This is a genomic window from Streptomyces sp. NPDC049040, from assembly GCF_043197715.1.
In the GTDB taxonomy this organism is placed as follows: Bacteria; Actinomycetota; Actinomycetes; order Streptomycetales; family Streptomycetaceae; genus Actinacidiphila.
In genome coordinates, this window is sequence record NZ_JBICTO010000001.1 from 22,946 (window position 1) to 42,726 (window position 19,781).

Here is a 19,781-nt window from a genome sequence, read left to right on the forward strand (position 1 = left end):
TGCGGTCAGCCACAGGAGAAAAGGAACGCGCCACGCGGCGCGCAACGGATCAGGCGCCAGGCAAGTGGGATCAGGGGATCAAACGATCTACCAGCATACGCATCAGGCGCCGCTTTAGCGAATCCCCTCCCAGGGAGCGCGCTGACCTGCCGGTAGGACGTCCAGCATACGTCCTGCGGCGCGATCCCCGCGGTGCCGGTGGTGGCGGAGTTGCGAGGGCGCGGTCGTCCCGGATCCCTCGCCGCCAGGGTCGCTCGCGGTCGGCGACGGGTCGTCCCGCGGCGGGGGCGTCTGGTCCGCGGTCGGCGCAGTGCTCTCCGGCTCGGCCGCCGGCGGGGTGCCCGCGGTGGGCTGCGGTACGGAATCGTCGCTGCCGGGCGGCGGTGCGGCGTCGCCCGCGGGCCCGGCGGAGCCGTCGGACTCGGGCGGGCCGGCCGCTCCCGGCGACAGCGGGCCGCCGGGGGACGCGGGCGACGGCGACATCCCGCCCCGCCGGCTCCCCGGCCGGACCGCGCCGGGCGCCGCGTGGCCTTTGCCATGGGCGGCGACGCTGCCGGTGGCGGCAGGACCGGGCGCGATGTGATCAGGTTCACTTCCCGCGCTGACGCAGGAGGCCACACCGACCGCCACCAGCGCGACGAGGACGGCGGACCGCGCCCCCGCACCCCAGGACCGGGCGGCGGGTACGGGTGCGGAATCCGGCAGGGCTGCGGGCGTGGGTACGCCCGAGGGGGTGGCGGCGGGTCCTGACGGGGCTGCGGGCGCGGGCGCTGAGGGCATCGGGCGCGACCTCGGGGGCTCGTGGAGGGAGCGCGAGCACGCTTGCGTGCGTACGTCGTCGCCGGGCGGTGTCTCCGGTGTCCAACGCGGCCACGTGCTCCCAGGACACGCGGCCGCGCCCGTACGGGCCACCGCCCTGCGGTCGCGGGTCAGCCGTAGCCGAGTGCGTGCAGCCGCTCGTCGTCGATGCCGAAGTGGTGGGCGATCTCGTGGACGACAGTGATCTCCGTCTCGGCCACCACGTCCTCGCGGTTCTCGCACATCCGCAGCGTCGGCCCGCGGTAGACGGTGATCCGGTCCGGCAGCACCCCGGCGTACCACTCACCGCGCTCGGTGAGCGGGGTGCCCTCGTACAGCCCCAGCAGGTCGGTCTCGCCCGCGGGCGGCTCGTCCTCGACGAAGACGGCCACGTTGTCCATCAGGCGGGTCAGCTCGGGCGGGATCCGGTCGAGGGCTTCCCCGACCAGCTCCTCGAACTCTTCGCGGGTCATCTCCAGCACGCCCCCATTGTCGCGGCCCACGCCCCCGCGGTCCCCTCGCGCGCCGGAGCTTCTCGCCGGGCTTCGCGGCGCGTCACGCGCGGGTACCCCGATCGGCGAAACCGTTTTGGCGATCCCCCGCGGATCCTCTATGCTCCTCACGTCCCCGAACTGCGTCGCAAGGCGCTGACGGCTGGCCGATTAGCCCTCATCGTCTAGTGGCCCAGGACGCCGCCCTTTCAAGGCGGTAGCACGGGTTCGAATCCCGTTGGGGGCACCACACCGCGCTCGCACGACCTGCCCGCGCCTCCGCCGGATCCCGGCATGATTCCCCGCTGCTGCCGCACCCTCCGCCGTACCGCCTTGTGCCGTACGGCTTGTCGCGCGAGCCCTGATGCCGCATGCCGCGAACGGGTCGGCGCCCGAGTGAATGATCGACCGCATACGCGACCTCATGACGTGTTGACACCTGTCATATGCGGCGTGCTTTAGTCGTTCTGCATCGCATCTGCGGAACGCGGGGTGAGTCGATGGCCGTCCTGGTGGTGCAGCACATGCCGGAGGAGCGCCCGTACGCGATCGGCGACGCGCTCACCACGGCAGCGATGACGGCTTCCCCGCCCGTGCGGCGGAAGTCGCATTGCTGCGCGCCGGGTTGGACGCCGGGGTGCCGACGCTCGGGGTGCGCCTCGGGGCGCAACTGCTTGCCGTCGCGGCGGGCGGCACGGCGCGGCCGGGGTCGGGCACGCAGATCGGCTGGGGCGAGGTGCGGACCCTGGACGCGGCATGCAGGGACCCGCTGTTCGCGCGGGGCACCGGAAAGGCTGCGGGTGCTGCACTGGCACGGCGACACCATGGAACTGCCGCCTGCCGCGGTGCCGTTGGCCTCCTGCGACCGCTACCCGGTGCAGGCCTTCCGGGTGGGCGGTGCCGCGTGGGGGCTCCAATTCCATCTGGAAGCGGACGCCGGGGCCGTGGACGCCTTCGCGGCGGCCTTCCCGCGGGACGCCGCGACCGCCCCCGGGCTCCACGAGTCCGCGCCGCGGGAACTTGCCGCGCTGGCCCCGCACCGCGACCGGGTGTTCGGGCGGTTCGCCGCGCTGGTGGCCGCGCGGACCGCGCACACCGCGACCCGTACGTTCTTCGCTCCCAGGGCCGAGGCGTGGGACCGGCGCTTCGCCGCCGACGGCCCCCGCTACACGGCGGCCGTCGCCCGGATGCGGCTGCGCCCCGGCCAGTACGCGGTCGACCTGGGCTGCGGCACCGGCCGCGCGCTGCCCGCGCTGCGTGCGGCCGTCGGGGAGGCGGGTGCGGTCCTGGGCGTGGACGTCACCGAGGCGATGCTCACCGCCGCCGCGCGTGCGGGGCACACCGGGACGGGCCGGCTGCTGCTGGCCGACTGCCACCGGCTGCCGCTGCCCGCCGGCACGGTCGACGGCATCTTCACCGCGGGGCTCCTCGACCACCTCCCCGACCCGCCCACGGCCCTGCGCGAGTGGGCACGCGTCACCGCGCCCGGTGGCATTCTGCTGCTCTTCCACCCCTCGGGCCGCGCCGAACGCGCCGCTCGCCACGGCCACCTGCTCAACCCGGACGACCCGCTGGCCGAGCCGAATCTGCGGCCCGCACTGCACGAGTCGGGCTGGCGGCTGGCCGACTACGACGACACCGCCGAGTACTTCATCGCCCGCGCGATCCGCACGGTGCCGCCGCCCCAGGACACGCTGACGGCGCCGTGATGCCGACGACATGGTCGGCTGGCGACCTGGAAGCGACAGGGACGAGCGTCGCGGCGTGACCTGTCTGAGGCGGTCGGCGCGACATCCGCATCACACCCCATGGTGCATTTCCGGGCTGACGTCACTCGTCAGCACGAGTGACGTCAGCCCGATATTCGACCCCCCACCTTCCTGCTCGGTCGCGGCTTCCCCGCGGCGCGGCGGCGTACGGGGTCAGGGCTTGCGGGCGACGCCCACCCACACCGGGACGACGGCGCCGTCGGATGCCGCTGCCGCCTCCTCCTCGGCCCGGTCCGGGCGCCACTCGGGTGCCAGGACGAGGCCGGGGTCGGTGAGGACGAGACCGTCGAAGAAGGCGGCGGCCTCCGCCTTGGTGCGCGGCCGCAGCACGGTGCCCTGGCGGCGGTAGATCTCCACGACCTCGGCCGCATGGTCCGGGTCGAAGTCGCCGGTGACGTGGGCGACCACCAGGTGGCTGCCGGGGGCGAGCGGCTCCATGAGGCGGCGCACGATGCCGTGCGCGTCGTCCTCGTCGGGCACGAAGTGCAGCAGCGCGACGGCCGACAGGGCGACCGGCCGGCTGAAGTCCAGGGTCTGCCCGGCCTGTTCCATGATCCGCGCCGGATCGCGGACGTCCGCCTCGACGTAGTCGGTGGCGCCCTCCGGGGTGCTGTCGAGCAGCGCCTCCGCGTGCCGCAGCACGATCGGGTCGTTGTCGACGTAGACGACCCGGGAGTCCGGCGCGGCCTGCTGGGCGATCTGGTGGAGGTTGGGCTCGGTGGGTATCCCGGTGCCGATGTCGATGAACTGGCGGATGCCGGCCTCCTGCGCGAGCTGCCGGGTGGCCCGCTGCATGAAGCGCCGGTTGGCGCGCACGGTGTCGGTGACGGTCGAGTCGACGAGCAGCACCTGCTTGGCGAGCGCCTCGTCGACGGGGTAGTTGGTCTTCCCGCCCAGGAAGTAGTCGTACACGCGCGCCGAGTGCGGGACTGTGGTGTCGACCCGGTGGGTGCCGGGTTCGCTGGGGGTCATCGAGAGCTCCGTCGGATACGTCGTGGGTGCGGTGCGAGGAGGGTGGCGGCGGGGAGGTCAGATGAGCAGCACATCGGCGTTGCCCGCCTTGGCGCCCTGGATGAACGCCGCCATCTCCGCGTGGGTGTAGATGAGCGCGGGACCCTGCGGGTCGGTGGACTGGCGCAGGGCGACCCGTCCGTCGTTGAGCTTCTTGGCCTCGACACAGCTTCCGCCGTTCCCGGCGCTCCAGGGCTTGATCCAGCCTTCGGTGCCGAGGTCGAGTGCGGGCATTCCATTGCGTACGGCAGACATGTCAGCGATCACAACTCCTCGCGGAGACCTTGCAGGATCTCCTTTGTGCGTCGTGCGGTTGCCGCCTGGGCGGCGATCTCGTCAAGCACCGCGTGGTGCGAGGCGACCTCGTTGCGCTCATCGATGTAGAGGGCGCCGGTGAGGTATTCGACGTAGACCATGTCGGGCAGTTCGCCCTCGTCGAAGCGGAAGAGCGCCACCGGGCCGTGCGCGCCCGAGTGGTGTCCGGCGCTGAACTCGGCGATCTGGAGAGTCACGTTGCGTCTTCGGGACACTTCCAGCAGGTGGTCGATCTGCTCGCGCATCACCTCGGCGGAGCCGACGTGGCGCCGCAGCACGGTCTCGTCGAGGACCGCCCAGAAGCGGGGTGCGCCCGGCCTGGTGAGCAGCGCTTGGCGCTCCATCCGCAGTGCCACGTGGCGTTCGACCTCATCGGGGCTGGTCCGGCCGAGCGGGCCGGTCTCCATCACGGTGCGGGCGTAGGCGGTGGTCTGCAACAGGCCGGGTACGAAGGCGGGTTCGAAGACGCGAATGAGCGAGGCGGCCGCTTCGAGCGCCACGTAGGCGCTGAACCAGTCCGGGAGGATGTCGTGGAAGCGCTGCCACCAGCCGGGGCGGTTGGCCTCCTCGACCAGCTCGACGAAGGCTGCGACCTCGGGCGGTGCGATGCCGTAGGCGGCGAGCAGCCGCTCGACGTAGACCACCTTGAGGGCGACCTTGGCCGTCTCCATGCGGTGGACGGTCGCCTGCGCCACCCGGATCACCCGGGCCGCGTCCTCACGGGACAGCCCGGCCTTCTCCCGTAGGTCGAGCAGGCGTTTGCCGAGGACGAGTTGGCCGACGGTCGGGCCTGGCCGCGGTTCGCTCATGCCTGACTCCCCACGCTCATGGACGCAGTGTGCCACGCCCTCGAGGGCGGGGTACACAGTGCTCCGGTGACTGTGTGATTTGCACAGTGTTGCTTGCCAACTCCCGTGCGCTCACGCATAGTTGACGTCGTGACGCTCCGCAGCCCCGGTTTGTGGGACGTACGCCTCCCGTCGAGAGGAACCACCACCGTGGCATTACCGCGCAACGACACCGCGACGTCCGGCGCTGGTTCGTCGGCCGGTACCGCCGCTGTGGAGGCGTCGACGGTGCCCGCGCAGCGCGGCGCAGCGGGGTACGGCTTCGAACTGCCCTCGCGGGGCGAGGTGGTGGGCGAAGCTCGGCGCCGGGTGTGCGGATACCTGCGGGACAGCGGCTGCGACGACGACACCTGCGCGACGGCGGCCCTGCTGATCAGCGAGCTGGCCACCAACGTGGTGCGCCACACCGCCAGCCCGGCCTTCCGCTGCCGGGTCGCGTACGACGGCGACCGCGTCAGCCTCGAGGTCGAGGACAGCGGTGGCACATCCGCGCTGCCGCGGCGCCGCGAGGCAGGACCGGGCGACGTCGACGGCCGCGGCCTGATGCTGGTCGAAGCGCTGTGCGAGGAATGGTGTACGACACCCGGCCGGTACGGCGGCCGGATCGTCCGCGCGGTCCTCCGCGCCAGCCGGGACTGACCGGCGAGGAAGGTCCGCGCACGTCGGGTAGGGGCCGTCGCCCCCCGGGTGGCCGCACCGCCGGCCGCCTCGCGGGCCGCGTGCGGCACGCGGCGGCTCACGGTTTGCGGGCGACACCCGCGTACATCGCCACCTCGGAGTCCTGCACCGCCCCCTCCGTGCCCGGCTCGGGGCGCCAGCGGTGGATCAGCGTGACGCCCGGGTCGACCAGCTCCAGGCCTTCGAAGAACGGCTCGACGTCGGACAGGTGGCTGTCGCGCACCGGCAGGCCGCACTTGGTGTACTCGGCGGTCACCGTGCCCGCGGGCGCCGGCGCGGTGTCCGAGGTGACGGTGGTGATCGTCAGCATGCTGCCCGCCGCCAGCCGGGCCAGGTAGCCGCGCACCAGCTCGTAGGCGGCCTTCTCGTCCAGCACGAACTGGAGCACCGCGATGATCGACAGGCCCACCGGCCGGTCCAGGTCCAGCGTGCCGGTCACCTCCGGCGAGCCCAGGATCGCGTCCGGGTCCGCCATGTCCGCCAGCAGGTAGGCGATCCGTCCCTCGGGGGTGCCGGTCAGCCGGGCGGCGGCGTGGGCGAAGACGATCGGGTCCTTGTCGACGTAGACGACCCGGGCGGCCGGAGTGACGGCCTGCACGATCTCGTGCAGGTTCGGCGAGGTCGGTATGCCGGTGCCGATGTCCAGGAACTGGTCGAGACCCTGCTCGGCGGCGTAGCGGGCCGCCCTGTGCATGAACTTGCGGTTCTCGTGCATCGACGTCCGCAGCTGAGGCCAGCCGCTCAGCATCTGCTCGGCGGCCTCGCGGTCGACCTGGTAGTTGTCCTTGCCGCCGAGCACGTAGTCGTAGACCCGCGCCGAGTGGGCGGTGCTCGTGTCGATCGCGGGCGGTTCACCGTCCCTGGACTCGTACGGCCGGGTCAGTTCGTCGGACATCCACACGTCCCTTCGTCGGGCGGTCCACTCGCCGTCCCCGCGGGGGTCCCCCCGGGTGGCTCCGGTGCGGCGGCCCTAATTTCTGGCGCCCCGTCACATTGGCTTCACCGTAGCGGGATCCGGGTGCCGTAACGGGCGTATCGGCACAGCCGTGCACGCCGGAGCACGCGGGACCGGCCGCCGGGAGGACCCGATGGCCGGGCCGGGCATTCCGCATTCCGTGACGCGCGCACCAACAAGCGGCGCATACCTGGGGATTCGGCTGGCGGGTAACCCCTCCGCTGCCTAGAGTGATGCTGATCCTTCATCTCTCCGTCCTGGCCCGGGCACGGGAAGGAACCCCCGTCGTGACCCACCGAAGCCCAGCGTCGAACTCGTTCCCGTTACCGGCCCCGCCCCCCGAGGTGCGGGGCCGTGTCATCGCCCACCTCGCGGGAGAGCAGGCCGCGCCGCTGGCCCTCGTGGTGGCCCCGGCCGGATACGGCAAGTCGATCCTCCTCGCGCAGCACGCCGCGGCCTTCCCCGGCCAGGTCCTCAACTGGCGCCCGCACCGAGGGGCACACGCCCCTTCCTCGCTCCTCAACCGGGTCTCCCGCCAACTCCACGGCACCGGGCCGGGTCTCGGTCCCGAGGTCGGGCCCTGGGAAGGCCGCGCCAGCGTCGAATCGGTACTCGTCGCGATCGAGCGGCGCCCCAACCCGGTGCTGCTCGTCGTGGACGACTCCCACCTCATCCACGGCAGCGCCGTGGAAGCCGCCGTCGAGGAGATGGCGCTGCTCGCCCCGGCCAACCTGCGCATCGTGCTCGCCGGGCGCCGCCACCCGGCGATCAACCTCGCCCGGCACGAACTGTCAGGCACCGTCGTGGTCACTCCGCGTGAACTCGCCCTCGACGCAGCCGAGATCCGTGACGTGCTGCTGGCGCTCGCCCACGACGGCGCCGACATCGGGCGGCTCGACGCGCTCACCCGGCTCACCGAAGGCTGGCCCGTCGCCCTCCGGCTGTGCGCCCAACTCCCCCGCCGTGCCGCGCGCAGCGCCGCCGCACTCGCCGACACCACCCTCGCCTCCGCGGCGGTACGCGGCTACCTCGACCGGGAAGTGCTCGGCGTGCTCCCGCCCGGCCTGGCCCGTGACTTCGAACGCGTCTGCCGGACGTCGCCCGGCCGCTGGCTCCACGACGACGGCACCGGGACCCTCGACGAACTCGACTCGGCCTACGGGCTGGTGCGCCGACGGGCCGACGGGCGCTACGACTGCGTGCCGCTGCTGCGCGAACACGTGCGGCGGCGCTCCTCTCCGGTCGCGGTCGTGCCGCCCGCACACCGGCTGCTGCCGCCGGACGACGGGCCGCCGCCCGTACTGCACCTGCGCTGCTTCCGGCGCTTCCAGGCCACCTTCGGCGACCGGGAAATCGACTGGCGCAGCACCAGGCCGCGAGTAAGAGCGCTGGCCAGGCTGCTGGCCGTCCACGCCGGCCAACCCGTGCACAGGGAACGGCTGATGGCCGCGCTGTGGCCCGACAGCCCCGAGCGGACCGCCGCCCGCGGGCTCCAGGTCGCGCTCTCGGCACTGCGGACCTTCCTCGAACCCGGCGCCGACCGGGGCCGCACCCGGCTGCTGCTCCGCTCGGGGGAGGCCTACATGATCGCGCTCCCGCCCGGCGGCAGTTGCGACGTGCTGCGCTTCGAGGCCGCCGTCACCACCGGCCTGCGCGCCTGCGCTCTTGGCGCCGGGGGCGCGGAACAGGCCGCCGAATCGCTCGGGCTCGCACTGCGGCTCTACACCGGGGAGCTGCTGCCCGAGGACGGGCCTGCCGAGTGGGTCGTGCCGCTGCGCGAGCACTACCGCTCCCAGGCGGTGCGGGCCGCGCACGCGCTGGCCGAAGTCGAACTCGGGCGCGGGCGTCCCGCCGCCGCGGTGGCCGCCGCCGGGGCCGGCCTGTCCGTCGACCCCTTCCAGGACGCGGTCTGGCGCCTCCTCGTCACCGCCCACCGCGAAGCCGGCGACCCCGCCGCCGCCCACCAGGCCTCCCTGCGGCACGCACGGGTCCTGGCAGAGCTTGAGCTTCCGCCGCGAGGGTTGACGGGGGTCTGAACAACCCCTGCGGGGTGCTTCTCGGGACTCCCGGCCGAGCCCGGCTCCCTGGCGCGCCCCCCACCCTGGGTCGATGCCCTGCCGCCCCATCACGGGCTGAGCACGCAGTTCCCCGCGCCCCTGGGGTCCTGCCCCCTCCCGTCGCGATACGACCTCAGCCCCGTCACGGCTGAGCGCGCAGTTCCCCGCGCCCCTGCGGTCCTGCCCCCTCCCGTCGCGATACGACCTCAGCCCCGTCACGGCTGAGCGCGCAGTTCCCCGCGCCCCTGCGGTCCTGCCCCATGCGGCAGCGATACGGCTACCGCGCCATCGCGGGCTGAGCGCGCAGTTCCCCGCGCCCCTGCGGGGCACGGTTCCTCTGCCGCAGAGGGCAAGCTTCAGGGGCGCGAGGAACTGCGCGACAAGCCACCAACCGGCCCACGCCGGAAAGCCCACCGCAAGGGGCAACACCACACCCCAAAAAGCTCAGGGCACCGATTGTTCAGCGCTTGAAGAATTCAAGTTCCGCCACTGCCACGTGGCGGGAGCCCGATGTGGCGTAGGCGGTCTGGAGGGTGACGCGGATCCGGGTCACGTCGCTCACCGCCAGGTGGAAGGTCTGGGGGCCCGGGGAGTCCGCGAGGTGGAGGGTGTGGGCGGTGGACGTGCCGTGGGAGTCGGTCGTGGTGACGACCACGTCGTGCGGCCGCGCCTGCTTGAGGAACTGTTCGTCCACCGGGGACGCACCCGGGTGGATCACGACGTCGAGCAGCCGGAAGGGCTGCTCGAAGGTCGCCTCGAGATACTGCCCGGCGGCCGCGCCGCCGGCGGCCGGCGCCCAGTAGCGGTCGGTGGTGCCGTCGACCGCCAGGCCGGCCGCGTGCCCGGGGGCGGAGCTGGACGCCTTGACGCCCACCGGATGGATCTGCGAGCCCTTCGCGACCCGGTCGCGCACCTTGTCCGTGGCGCCGCCGATCTGCCCGCGCAGCCCGAACGCGGCGAGCCCGAGGGCCACGATCACGACAGGCACCAGCAGCCGGGGCCGCCGCATCCGGCGCCAGCGGCTGGGTGCGGGCCGCTCCCCGGCGGCGGGGGCCTGGCGGGGGGAGCGGGTGGTGAGGCGGCGCCACCAGGACGGCCGGGGGGCGGCGGGCGCGTCGGCCAGTGAGGCGCCGCAGCGGCGGCAGAAGCGCCGGGTGGGGACGTTGCCGACACCGCACTGGCCGCAGACCAGGTCGCCGGGCGCGGGGGGCGGCTCGTCGGGCGGCCGGACCACGGTGGGCCGGGGCGGCGGTACGGGCCCTGCGGCCAGCGGCTGTACGGGGGCCGCGACCGGCTCCTCAGGTGCGGGCTGCTCGGTGGCGGCCGCGACCGGGGCCGAGGCAGGGGTCGGAGGCGTTGTCGGAGCCGGCGGGGCCGTCGGAGCCGAAGCCGGTGCCGCGGCGGAAGGGGCCGCGGGCGCGGTCTCCTCCGACCAGTCCAGATACGCACCGCAGGACCCGCAGAACTGCTCGCCGCGCTCGCAGCGCTGCCCGCACGCTGTGCACTCGACCACTGGGACGCCCCTTCCCCCACCCGTACGTACCGGGGGAACATCGTCGCGATCGGCCGGGCGGTGCGGCCAGTCACGCCGGGGCAGCCGCCGGGCCACCGGGGGTGCCCTTTCGGGCGAACGGTCAGGCCGGCCCCAGCACCTCCACGGTGAACGGCACGTGCGCGGGCCGGTTGCGGGCGACCAGCGACCTGAGCGCCCGGGTGTCGAAGGCGGCCGGGTCCGCGGTGCGCACCCTTACGGTCAGGTGGGGTGTGCCGTCGGCCGGGAACGGGGTCAGCGCGGTGGTGGACGCCACCGCGCCCAGCCCGTCATCCACCTCCGCGGTGGCGCCGAAGGCGAGCCGGATCTCCTCGGCCAGCCCTGCGCAGGTGCCGCGCACCGTGTGGGTTGCGACGGCGCCGGCCACGGCGTCCCGTCCGGCACCGGCTTCCGCGTCTGCGCCGACCCATGCGGCGAGCAGGGCGACGAAGTCGGCGGGGGCGAGGGCGGGATCGAGGTAGGCGGGCAGGTTGTCCAGGGTGCACAGCAGCGGCGCGAGGACGTCGTCGAGGGCGGCGGTGACACCCTGCATCACCCGGTCCCCCGCGTAGACGGCGGGCAGTTGCCGCCCGAGCGGGTGCCGGGTGGCGAGGCCGGGCACCAATCGCCGTCCGAGGGCGCCGGTTTCGCTCATGAGGGGTTCACCCGCACCTGGTGGTCGTAGGAGAAGGCCAGGGCGCCGGGGGGCAGGTCGATGCGGTCGACGGGCTCGCCGCGGCGGCCGGTGCCGGGGTCGGCGGGGAAGAGCCGCACGCTCTCGACGAGTTCCACTCCGGGGACCAGTTGGAGGACCGCGAAGACCTCGCCGGACTGCACGGCCCGGCCGAAGGGCCAGCCGCTGCCGCCTGAGCCGGTGAGCGGGTTGAGGTGCCGGTAGAGGGCGGTGGCCGCAGCCTGCTGGACGAGTGCGGGCGAGGTCGAGGCGGTGGCGCGGAGGGTGCTGACGACGGTGACGCCCTGGTAGAAGGGCGGTTCGACCACCAGCCGGGTCCCGATGACCCGCTGCCGGTCCAGCCGGTCGCGTACCCGCGTGACCAGTTCCTCGGGGCACGCCAGCTGTTCGAAGGCGAGCCGGCCTGTCCCGTCGTCCTCGGCCCACGGCACCAGCAGCACCCGGACGAGGCCCGCTTCCGGCCCTGACTCGGCTGCGACACAGCGGACCCGGGAGATCTCGGGCGCGGCCTGCCGGGCGAGGTATTCGTAGTCCTCCGCGGTGACGGCCCGTTGCCTGGTGCGCAGGGCGAGCGCCCCGCGCTGCCTGGCGTTGGCGACGTCCTCGCCGTCCACACCGCCGGTGGCCGCGCGGCGGTTGGCGGGCGGGCCGACGTAGGGGATGGAGCTGCGCAGCACCTTGAGCGCGCCGGGTGCGACATTGCCGCGCCTGCCGCCGCCGGTGAGATACGGCAGCACCCGGACGGTGGCGCCGTGCGGCGGCACCGCGCCGTACTGCCGCAGGCTGCCGTCACCCTGCCGGACGGCGGGCCCGAAGGCGACCTCCCCCGTGCTGCGGTCGATCCTGATGTGCCGGTCGCCGGGGCCCGAGCCGCCGAAGTGCTCGACCTCGGTCCACTGCTGGGTGCCCTGGGCGGTCGATGTCTCGACGGTGAAGGGCTCGCGGCCGGTCACGACGGGTGCCCGGCTGACGGTGAAGCTCTGCCCGGGTACTCCTTCCGACCGGCCGACCACCTCGGCGGCGGCCTTCTCCGCGTGCGCCGCGGGTGCGGTGCCGCCGATGGTGAAGGCGGTCGCCGACAGCAGTTGCGGGGTGCCGGAGTACGGCGGCCGTACTCCGTCGGGTGCCAGTACGCGGGCCCGCAGCCAGCCGGCCCTGCGGCCGCCCTCGGCCGCGGCGATGTGCGCGTCCGGGAGGTGGACGAGGACGTCGCCCGGGCGGTTGAAGCCGCCGGTGCCGTCGGTCTCGACCTCGCAGGCGCTCCAGCCTTCCGCGGTCCGCGCCTCCCACACCAGCGGCGGGTGGTCGGGGTCCACCCCGTGGCCCTTGACGGGGAAGTCGAGGCGCAGCGCGACCAGGCAGGAGGGCACCGCGACCGAGAGGCCGAACAGCAGGGAGTCGCCGGGCTGCGGCACCTCGGAGAAGCACGCCACACCCCGCCCGTCGGCGAGTTCCGCGGTACGGTCCACGGCCGGGCCGTCCTTGCCTGCCGCGCCGCCCGCCCCGGTTCGTACCGCGAGCGCGGCCAACTCGCAGGGAATGATCAGCAGTTCGCGGGTGGTGGTGAAGACCACCGCTTCCTCGGTCGCGGTCCGCCCGGTGGCCACCTCGGTGCCCTCGCGCACCGGGACCACGGTGGTCTGCGGCGCCGACAGCCGGAAGGTGATGTCGGTGCGGGCCGCGACCGGTGGGAAGAGCCGCAGCCCGATCAGGTCGAGCAGCGCGACGTGGTGCTTGTCGGGCACCCGGTTGAGCCGGTAGATCATCTGGTCGACCATGTGCGCGAAGGTCTCGATGAGGGTGACGCCCGGGTCGGAGACGTTGTGGTCGGTCCACTGCGGATTGCGCTGCTGCACCATCCGCTTGGCCTCGTCCACCAGGTCCTGGAAGCGGCGGTCGTCGAGGTTGGGCTGCGGCAGCGCCATCAGCGGTCACCGCCGCCGTGCGTCCCCTGCCCGGCGCCGGCGCCGGACCCCGCGTCCTGGTCCTGGTCGTCGTGCGACGGGATCACGTAGAAGGGGAACACCAGATTCCGCGGGTCGTTGGTGCCGCGCACCGAGTAGCGGACGTCGATGTAGAGCTTGCCGAGATCCGCGGTGTCGAAGGTCACCGCGACCTCGGCCAGTTCGATCCTGGGCTCCCAGCGCTCCAGCGACATCCGCACCTCGTAGGCCAGTTGGCCCGCGGTCGCGGCGTCGGCGGGCGCGAAGACGTAGTCGTGGATGGCGCAGCCGAACATGGGGCGCATGGGGCGCTCGCCCGGCGCGGTGGCGAGGATCAGCCGGATGCTCTCCTCGATCTCGCGCCGCCCGGTGACCAGCGCCACCGCGCCGGTCGGATCGATGCGGCCGGGGAAGGCCCAGCCCGCGCCGATGAATTCCGCTCCCACCGCCCGCTCACCCGCCGATCAGCACGGTCGGGGCGCCCATCAGGATGGGGGCGCCGCAGCCGGTCAGGTCGCCGACCCTTGCGGCGGGCATGCCGCCGATGAGCACGGTCGGGCAGCCGGGCGGCAGCACCGCGCTCGGCGGGTGCACGGCAGGGGGCGGGAAGGAGCAGATGTGCGTGGTGCCGACGACGGCCGCGGGCATCCCGGCGATCAGCACGGTCGGCACACCGGGCGGCCCGAGCACCCCGGGGTGCCCGGTCGGGTCGGCGACTCTCGCTGCTGGGGGCATCGTTCCTACCGCTCCTCTTGGTTGTTCTCCCGCCGCGGCGGCCGGTCCGCCGTGACGGCATCCGCGGCCACCGCCGCCGTACGGCTAGTTGATCTTCACCAGGGCCGCGCTGATCGAGCAGGTGGCGCCGCCCTTGATCTCGGTGCTCGCGCTGCCCTCGACCCCCACGGTGGTGCCCTTGACCGCGACCTGGCCCTGCGTCTGCAACTGCAACGCCCCGGCGCCGCCGTCGACTTGGACTCCGCTGCGGGCCGTGACCGTGACCGAGTCGCCGGTCAGCTCCAGCTTCCCTGTGCCCGCGTCGACGCTGACGCCCTGCTCGGCCTTCACGGTCACCTTCTGCTTCGCCTCGACCTCCACGGAGCCGTCGCTGTGCAGCACGACCTTGGTGGCCTGCCGGTCCAGGTGCAGGGTGACCTTCCCGTCCCCCGTGGACAGCCGCACGCCCTGCGGGCCGCCGCCCGCCGCGTCGAGCAGTTCGAAGCGGTCGCCGGAACGGTTCACCAGGGAGCGCCGGTTGACCGCGCCGCTGGTGGAGTCGGTGAGGGGGGTGTCGTGGGTGGAGGGCAGGTCCTGGCCGTTGTAGAGGCCGCCGATGACGTACGGCTGGTCGACCCGGCCCTGTTCGAAGCCCACCAGCACCTCGTCGCCGACCTCGGGACCGAAGATCCCGCCGCCGTTCTTGCCGCCGAGCCCCGCGGTGCGCGCCCAGTCGCTGACGTAGTCGTCGGACAGCCACGGGAAGGCCAGGCGGACCCGCCCCCGGTCCTCCGGGTCGCGGGTGTCGGTGACGGTCGCGTTGACCAGGCCGCCGATCCGGTCGGCCGCACCGGGACCGCCCGCGCCCGCACCGCGCCCGCCGCCGGACGCGAGCCCGTACAGCGAGCGGTTGGAGCGCCCGCCGACCGTGACCCACGTCTGGTATCCCACGTCGGGGTCGAAGACATGGCGGCTCGCGCTGATCGTGTACTTGCCCTCGAAGGGCGGGCCGACGTTCGCCAGCGTCACCGCGGTGCCCGCACGCAGCTTCGGGATGCCCATCGCGACCGCGTCCAGCTCGGCCAGCGAGCCCGCCAGGTCGCCGGCCAGCGACTCCGCCGCCCGGTCGGCGGCGGCCTGGGTGCCGTAAGGGGTGTCGGTGGCGAGGAAGACCGCCTCGCCGAAGGGCTTCGCGGCATCGCCCGGGGTGACGCCGAGGGCCAGCCGGTCGGTGCTGCCCGCGGGCGCCCGCGCGACGACCGCCGCCTTCGCGGTGACGTCCCAGCCGCGCACCTCGACCTGCTCCACCTGGTCGGCCGCGGTGACCGCGACCTGGCAGCGCAGCAGATTCCGCCCGAACTCCAGGACGTACGGGCTCGCTTCCGGCCTGGTCGACGGGCTCGGCGCCTTCGCGGCCTGTGCCGGATCGCGGAAGAGGAAGGCGCCGTCGACCACCGACACCTCGGCTCCCGCGAGATCGGCCAGCCGGTGCAGGAACTCCCAGTCGCTGATGCCCGGTTGGGCCAGGTGTTCGTAGACGGTGGTCGTCGCGTCGACCGTACCGACCTCAAGCCCGGCCCTGCGGGCCACCTGCACGGCCACGTCGGACGCGGTCATCTGCCGGTAGCCGGCGACCCGGCGGCCGCGCAGGAAGCGGTGCGAGTGGTCGAGGCCGCGCACCACCGTGAAGGTGCCGGTCGCGTCCAGGTCCACTTCGAGGGCGGTGACCTCGCCCGACACCAGCAGCTGCCGCTGCGGGTCGTCACCTGCGGTCGCGTAGATCTTCACGGGTGAGCCGATGGCCAGGCCGGTCTTCGCCAGCACCTGGTGGTTCGGGTCGCGGAAGCGCAGCACGAACAGGTCGGGCAGCTGCACGCTGTCGTCCACGTAACCGGAGACCAGCAGTGCGGCGACGTCCGGCGGCAGCGGCCGCCCGGCCGCCTCCACGGTCAGCACGTTCGCGAACGTCTCTCCGGCCATCGTCTCTCCTCCTCGGCGGCAGCGGCTGTGGTGGCGGTGGGTAGCGGGTGGTGCGGGTCCGGTGGGCGCGGGCGCCGGGTCAGGCGGTGATCTCGTCGGCTCCCGGCAGCAGCAGGGAGCCGCCGGGGGTGAGCCGCATCGGGTCGTCGATGCCGTTCGCCTCCGCGATGTCCCGCCAGGCGGCCGGGTCGCCGTACTCGCGGAAGGCCAGCATCGGCAGCGTGTCGCCGTCCACCACCCGGTGCACGCGGCGGGCGGTGAGCGCGCCCGACGTCGTGTTCTGGCCTGGCAGTTGGGAGGCCAGCTCCTCGATCGTGACCTGGCAGACCGCCCTGATCGGCAGCCCGCCCGCGGTGAACAGCGTGTACTTCGCCTGCACCTGGCTGATGTAGCCGACGAAGCCGGTGAGGCTGCCCCAGTGGAAGATCACGAAGGGCGGGGTGCCCTTCTTCTTGTCCTGCGTCTGGTCGGTCGGCACGCAGCAGGAGAACAGCTGCTCGACGGTCTTCACGACCTTGTCGCTCTGCGCGTCGGTCGCGTCGAAGAACATCTCCAGCGTGAGCTTGGAGGGTTCGGGCCCGGTGTACTCGGCGGGTCCGGCCCGGCTCGCCCCGCGGGCCGTCTTGCGCTCCCACTTCGCCGACTTGGCGAGGGTCAGCTCCTTGGGGTTGAACTGGAAGTCGACCCGGCCCATTTGCGGTCCGGGTGTGGTGCTGCCGCCGTCGGCGGGCGGCTGGCGCAGTTCGAGATACGCGCGTTCCAGCTTGGGCCGCGACCCTGCGGCCTGGCCGTTCGCCGAACTGCCGCCCGCGGAGGCGGCGGAGAACGCGACGGGTGAGGACGGTGGCGACATCGGGCGGCTCTCCTTGTCGGACGGTGGGGCGGTCGGCAATCGGGCGTTCGGGGGGCGGCGGGCCTGCGGTCGGCAGTCGGGCGGGTCAGAGGGGGCGGCGGGCCTGCGGTCGGCAGTCGGGCGGGTCAGTCGGCGGCGAGGAAGCCGTGGTGGGCGATCTCCAGGGTCTCGGTGGCGACCTTCGGGGTGTCCACGCTGAGTGACGGCCCCTGCCAGCGCACCGGCACCACGTCCATCAGGCTCCAGCGGGCGACGACCGTCCCGTCCACCGTCATGGCGCTGATGTGCCCGGTCTTGCGGGTCACCCCGGACACCATGCTCGCGATCCACCGGGTCACCTTCTCGGTGTCCTTGGTGACCGGCCGGCTCAGCTTGATGTTCGAGAACTTGAGACGGGAGGGCAGTTGCCACACGTAGCCGTTGTTCCCGCCCTCCTCGCGCTGCTCCATCACGACCTCGCAGCCCAGCCCCTCGCAGCTGTTGAAGGCGCCCAGGCTGAAGTCGTCGATCTCGACGATGAAGCAGACGCTGACCGCCGGGTCGGCGGCGGCTGCGGGGGAGGCCATGAGCTGCTCCTGTTCCGAGTTGAGGGCGGGGGCCCGGGTCAGTGGCGCGAGTCGAGGCGCATACCCGCGCGTTCGCGGTCGAGCCGGAGCTCGGCTCTCAGCAGCCGGGTGAGCGGGGCCAGCAGACGGCGGACCAGCTCATCGGTGTTCTCGGCGGCGGCCTGCGGCGCCGCGGGGGCGGCGGCAGGTGCCGGTCCCGGTGCCGGTGTCGTGGGCGGCGGCTCGGGCGGTGGGGCGGGCGCGGGCGCGGCTTCCGGCGCGTCGGGCTCCCGCTGGACGGACACCCGCGGCGCCGGGGGCGCGAAGACGAAGGACCCGTCCGGCTCGCGGGAGGCGATCCCGGCCGCGAGTGCCAGGTCACCCGCCGTCTGCGGTGCGGCCGTCCCGCCCGCGGCAGGGGGCTCGGCCCGCTGCACGACCGGTACGGCGTCCGGCCCGGTCGGCGGACTCCCCGCCTGCCGCTGTACGGAGGCGGCAGGGGCCGTGGCCCGCTGATCCGGCCGCGTCCACACGACGGGTACGACGGCCGGTGCGGCCGTCCCGTGCTCCTCCGGCTCGCGCGGGGTCGCCGCGGCCCGCAGTTCGAGCCCGCGCTCACCGACCAGGCCCACGCGCTGGACGGCCGGCCGGACGGGTCCGCGGAAGCGGGCGGCAGGGTCTGCGGAAGCGGGAGCGGAAGCGGAGGACTCGGGCGACGACGCCGGATCCCCGGCCGTGAGGTCGGCGGACCGCTGCACGAGCGGCACCGCCTCGCCCAGCAGCGGCGCCGACCGGCCGCCGGGCGGGGGCGGCCCTGCGGGAGGTGCCACGCCGTGACCGTCGCGGTTGCCGGGCCCGGCCTCCTGCCGCTGCACGGATGCCCGGACCTGAGGCGGCAAGGGCGCCGGTACGCTCTCCGCCGCGAGCCGCACGGGTGGTGCGGAGCCTGCGGCCCGGCGCTGGGCGGACGGTGCCGCGGGCAGCGGTGACATCGGCAGGTCCCCCATCGGGCCGCCGGAACCGCCGGGCAGTGGCGCCGGATCCCCGCTTGCGGGGTCGGCCGACCGCTGCACCAGCGGCGTCGCGTCACCCAGCAGCGGCGCCACCGCGGCGGCCGGCGGCGGCTCGGCCACCGGGCCGCCGGGAGCACGCTGCGCCGGCGCCCCGCCGTCCGTCTGCTGCCGCTGGACGGACTGCACCGCGGCACGCGGCCCGTCGGCGGGCTGTGGGACGTCGGCCGGGGGCCGCCCGCCGGGCCTGGGAGGGCCGTCTGACGGGGTGGCCGGAGGATCGAAAGCCGACGTGGCGGCGTCCGCCGCCGACCGCTGCACCAGCGGCGTCGCGTCACCCAGCAGCGGCGCCACCGCGGCGGAGGGCGGCGGCTCGGGCGAGGCGTCGGCGATGTGCGGGCCGCCCTCACTCGACGGGGACGGCGCGGGTACGCCACCAGGCGCGCTGTCGGCCGACTGCCGCTGGACCACCGGGGCTCCCGAGGCGTTCCGCGGCGGCGAAGGGACCGCGGGCAGCGGCTCGCCGACGTAGCCGGGGCGCGGGGAAGCGCCGTCGGCACGTACCCGCTGGACGGGCGGCGGCAGCGGCGCGCCGAGGCCCGGCGGCGGGGACGTTTCCGTACCGGCCGACAGCGGTGCGCCAAGACCCAGCGGCCTGGCCTGCGCACTGCCCGCGCCGGTCCAGGGCGCCGTCCTCGGCCCTGCCGACGCCGCGGACAGCCCGGCCGCCGGGCCAGGCTGCGGCTGCCCGCCCAGCAGCGGCGCCGACGCCGACCGCTGCACGGAAGGGGGCACCGCCTCGGGCAGTGTGTGCGGCCCCGCCGACTCGCCCACCGGCGGTGCGGCCGCGGCAGCCGGTTGCGCGGGCCGGCCGACCGGAGGTGCCGCCACCGACCGCTGCACGGGAGGCAGCACGGGCTCGGGCACCTCGGGCGCCGTATGCGGCCGCGCCGACTCGCTCAGCGTTACGGCTGACGACTCGGCGCCCACCAGCGGCGCCGCCGACCGCTGCACGGCCGCGGGCGCCGGGCCCGGCGCGAAGGGCTCCGCCTCGGAAGACCCCGGCGCGGAGTGCTCCACCTGCGGCAGCGCCGCCACCGGCTCGGGCCGCGCGGACCGGACGCTGCCCGGCAGCGCCGCCAGCGGCCGTACCGGCAGGTCCACGGTCGCCAGCCGGGCGACGGTCAGCCGTGGTTCCGGCGCGCTGGGCCTCACCGGCAGCGGGACAGCGGAAGCCGCGGGCGTGGCCGTCGAGGGCGCGGGCTCCGGCACCGCGGGGGCCGCTTCGGGCGCGGGCGCGGCGATGTCGGCGATGCCCGAGACCAGCCCCGACGGGGCGGTCGGCGTGACCGCGTGGGCCAACTCACCGCTCAGCGAGGGGTTCTGCCAGGTGCCGAGCCCCGACGCGAAGGCGTCGGGCGCGGTCAGCAGCCGGGGCGCGGCGAAGGTCGTGCGCTGGACGGCGAGTTCACGCCATTCGCCCCGCGGGGGCGCCGGTGCGGGAACCGCCTGCGGCGCGGCGGGGATCGCGGGACGGTCCGCGGGCGCGTCCGCGCCACGGCCGCCCCTCCCCCGCAGTCGGAACACGC

The 19,781-nt window shown here is 74.4% G+C and carries 18 protein-coding genes and 1 tRNA gene; 5 read left to right on the forward strand and 14 right to left on the reverse strand.

The window, feature by feature from the left end:
* Positions 1-310 precede the first annotated feature (310 nt).
* Positions 311-583, forward strand: coding sequence for a hypothetical protein (locus ACGFMP_RS00115; protein ID WP_393669324.1), 273 nt, complete (start codon positions 311-313; stop codon positions 581-583).
* 346 nt (positions 584-929) lie between these two features.
* On the opposite strand, the gene ACGFMP_RS00120 is transcribed toward ACGFMP_RS00115, so the two are convergent.
* Complete coding sequence (locus ACGFMP_RS00120; protein WP_393669325.1) at positions 930-1,280, reverse strand: metallopeptidase family protein; 351 nt, start codon at positions 1,278-1,280, stop codon at positions 930-932.
* A gap of 183 nt (positions 1,281-1,463) precedes the next feature.
* Between ACGFMP_RS00120 and ACGFMP_RS00125 the strand changes: the two genes are divergently transcribed.
* A tRNA-Glu gene (locus ACGFMP_RS00125) sits at positions 1,464-1,539 on the forward strand.
* Positions 1,540-2,089: 550 nt separating this feature from the next.
* Positions 2,090-2,998, forward strand: coding sequence for a methyltransferase domain-containing protein (locus ACGFMP_RS00130; protein ID WP_393669326.1), 909 nt, complete (start codon positions 2,090-2,092; stop codon positions 2,996-2,998).
* A 213-nt stretch (positions 2,999-3,211) separates the two neighbouring features.
* On the opposite strand, the gene ACGFMP_RS00135 is transcribed toward ACGFMP_RS00130, so the two are convergent.
* From ACGFMP_RS00135 to ACGFMP_RS00145, 3 genes are read right to left on the reverse strand one after another with little or no spacing between them, the layout of a single operon-like run.
* On the reverse strand, positions 3,212-4,030 hold the full coding sequence (locus tag ACGFMP_RS00135) for an SAM-dependent methyltransferase (RefSeq protein WP_393669327.1): 819 nt from the start codon (positions 4,028-4,030) through the stop codon (positions 3,212-3,214).
* 57 nt (positions 4,031-4,087) lie between these two features.
* A complete protein-coding gene (locus ACGFMP_RS00140) occupies positions 4,088-4,324 on the reverse strand; it encodes a DUF397 domain-containing protein (RefSeq protein WP_393669328.1) in 237 nt (78 codons plus the stop codon).
* A gap of 8 nt (positions 4,325-4,332) precedes the next feature.
* A complete protein-coding gene (locus ACGFMP_RS00145; protein ID WP_393669329.1) occupies positions 4,333-5,193 on the reverse strand; it encodes a helix-turn-helix domain-containing protein in 861 nt (286 codons plus the stop codon).
* 189 nt (positions 5,194-5,382) lie between these two features.
* Here ACGFMP_RS00145 and ACGFMP_RS00150 point away from each other — a divergent pair, with 189 nt between their 5' ends.
* Positions 5,383-5,871 (forward strand): ATP-binding protein, encoded by a 489-nt coding sequence (locus tag ACGFMP_RS00150; RefSeq protein ID WP_393669330.1) that lies wholly within the window; start codon positions 5,383-5,385, stop codon positions 5,869-5,871.
* Between the two features lie 97 nt (positions 5,872-5,968).
* Here the strand turns inward: ACGFMP_RS00150 and ACGFMP_RS00155 are convergent, their stop codons facing one another.
* Entirely contained in the window at positions 5,969-6,805 is an 837-nt protein-coding gene (locus ACGFMP_RS00155) for an SAM-dependent methyltransferase (RefSeq protein WP_393669331.1), read from the reverse strand.
* A 347-nt stretch (positions 6,806-7,152) separates the two neighbouring features.
* On the opposite strand from ACGFMP_RS00155, the gene ACGFMP_RS00160 reads away from it, so the two are divergent.
* On the forward strand, positions 7,153-8,901 hold the full coding sequence (locus tag ACGFMP_RS00160) for a BTAD domain-containing putative transcriptional regulator (protein ID WP_393669332.1): 1,749 nt from the start codon (positions 7,153-7,155) through the stop codon (positions 8,899-8,901).
* A 481-nt stretch (positions 8,902-9,382) separates the two neighbouring features.
* On the opposite strand, the gene ACGFMP_RS00165 is transcribed toward ACGFMP_RS00160, so the two are convergent.
* From ACGFMP_RS00165 to ACGFMP_RS00205, 9 genes are all read right to left on the reverse strand, one after another.
* Positions 9,383-10,435, reverse strand: a complete 1,053-nt coding sequence (locus ACGFMP_RS00165; protein ID WP_393669333.1) for an NADase-type glycan-binding domain-containing protein — start codon at positions 10,433-10,435, stop codon at positions 9,383-9,385.
* Positions 10,436-10,556: 121 nt separating this feature from the next.
* Complete coding sequence (locus ACGFMP_RS00170; protein WP_393669334.1) at positions 10,557-11,108, reverse strand: phage tail protein; 552 nt, start codon at positions 11,106-11,108, stop codon at positions 10,557-10,559.
* A complete protein-coding gene (locus tag ACGFMP_RS00175; RefSeq protein WP_393669335.1) occupies positions 11,105-13,072 on the reverse strand; it encodes a putative baseplate assembly protein in 1,968 nt (655 codons plus the stop codon). Before ACGFMP_RS00175 ends, ACGFMP_RS00170 begins: the two co-directional genes overlap by 4 nt.
* Complete coding sequence (locus ACGFMP_RS00180) at positions 13,072-13,536, reverse strand: GPW/gp25 family protein (RefSeq protein ID WP_393669336.1); 465 nt, start codon at positions 13,534-13,536, stop codon at positions 13,072-13,074. The genes ACGFMP_RS00175 and ACGFMP_RS00180 overlap by 1 nt, the downstream gene beginning before the upstream one ends.
* Before the next feature lie 7 nt (positions 13,537-13,543).
* Entirely contained in the window at positions 13,544-13,825 is a 282-nt protein-coding gene (locus ACGFMP_RS00185; protein ID WP_393669337.1) for a PAAR domain-containing protein, read from the reverse strand.
* Positions 13,826-13,909: 84 nt separating this feature from the next.
* Entirely contained in the window at positions 13,910-15,784 is a 1,875-nt protein-coding gene (locus ACGFMP_RS00190; protein WP_393669338.1) for a VgrG-related protein, read from the reverse strand.
* Positions 15,785-15,863: 79 nt separating this feature from the next.
* Complete coding sequence (locus tag ACGFMP_RS00195; protein ID WP_393669339.1) at positions 15,864-16,637, reverse strand: peptidase M23; 774 nt, start codon at positions 16,635-16,637, stop codon at positions 15,864-15,866.
* A gap of 125 nt (positions 16,638-16,762) precedes the next feature.
* Complete coding sequence (locus ACGFMP_RS00200) at positions 16,763-17,203, reverse strand: phage tail protein (RefSeq protein WP_393669340.1); 441 nt, start codon at positions 17,201-17,203, stop codon at positions 16,763-16,765.
* Between the two features lie 38 nt (positions 17,204-17,241).
* Positions 17,242-19,779: a hypothetical protein gene (locus tag ACGFMP_RS00205; protein ID WP_393669341.1), complete on the reverse strand. Its 2,538-nt coding sequence runs from the start codon at positions 19,777-19,779 to the stop codon at positions 17,242-17,244.
* Positions 19,780-19,781: the final 2 nt, after the last annotated feature.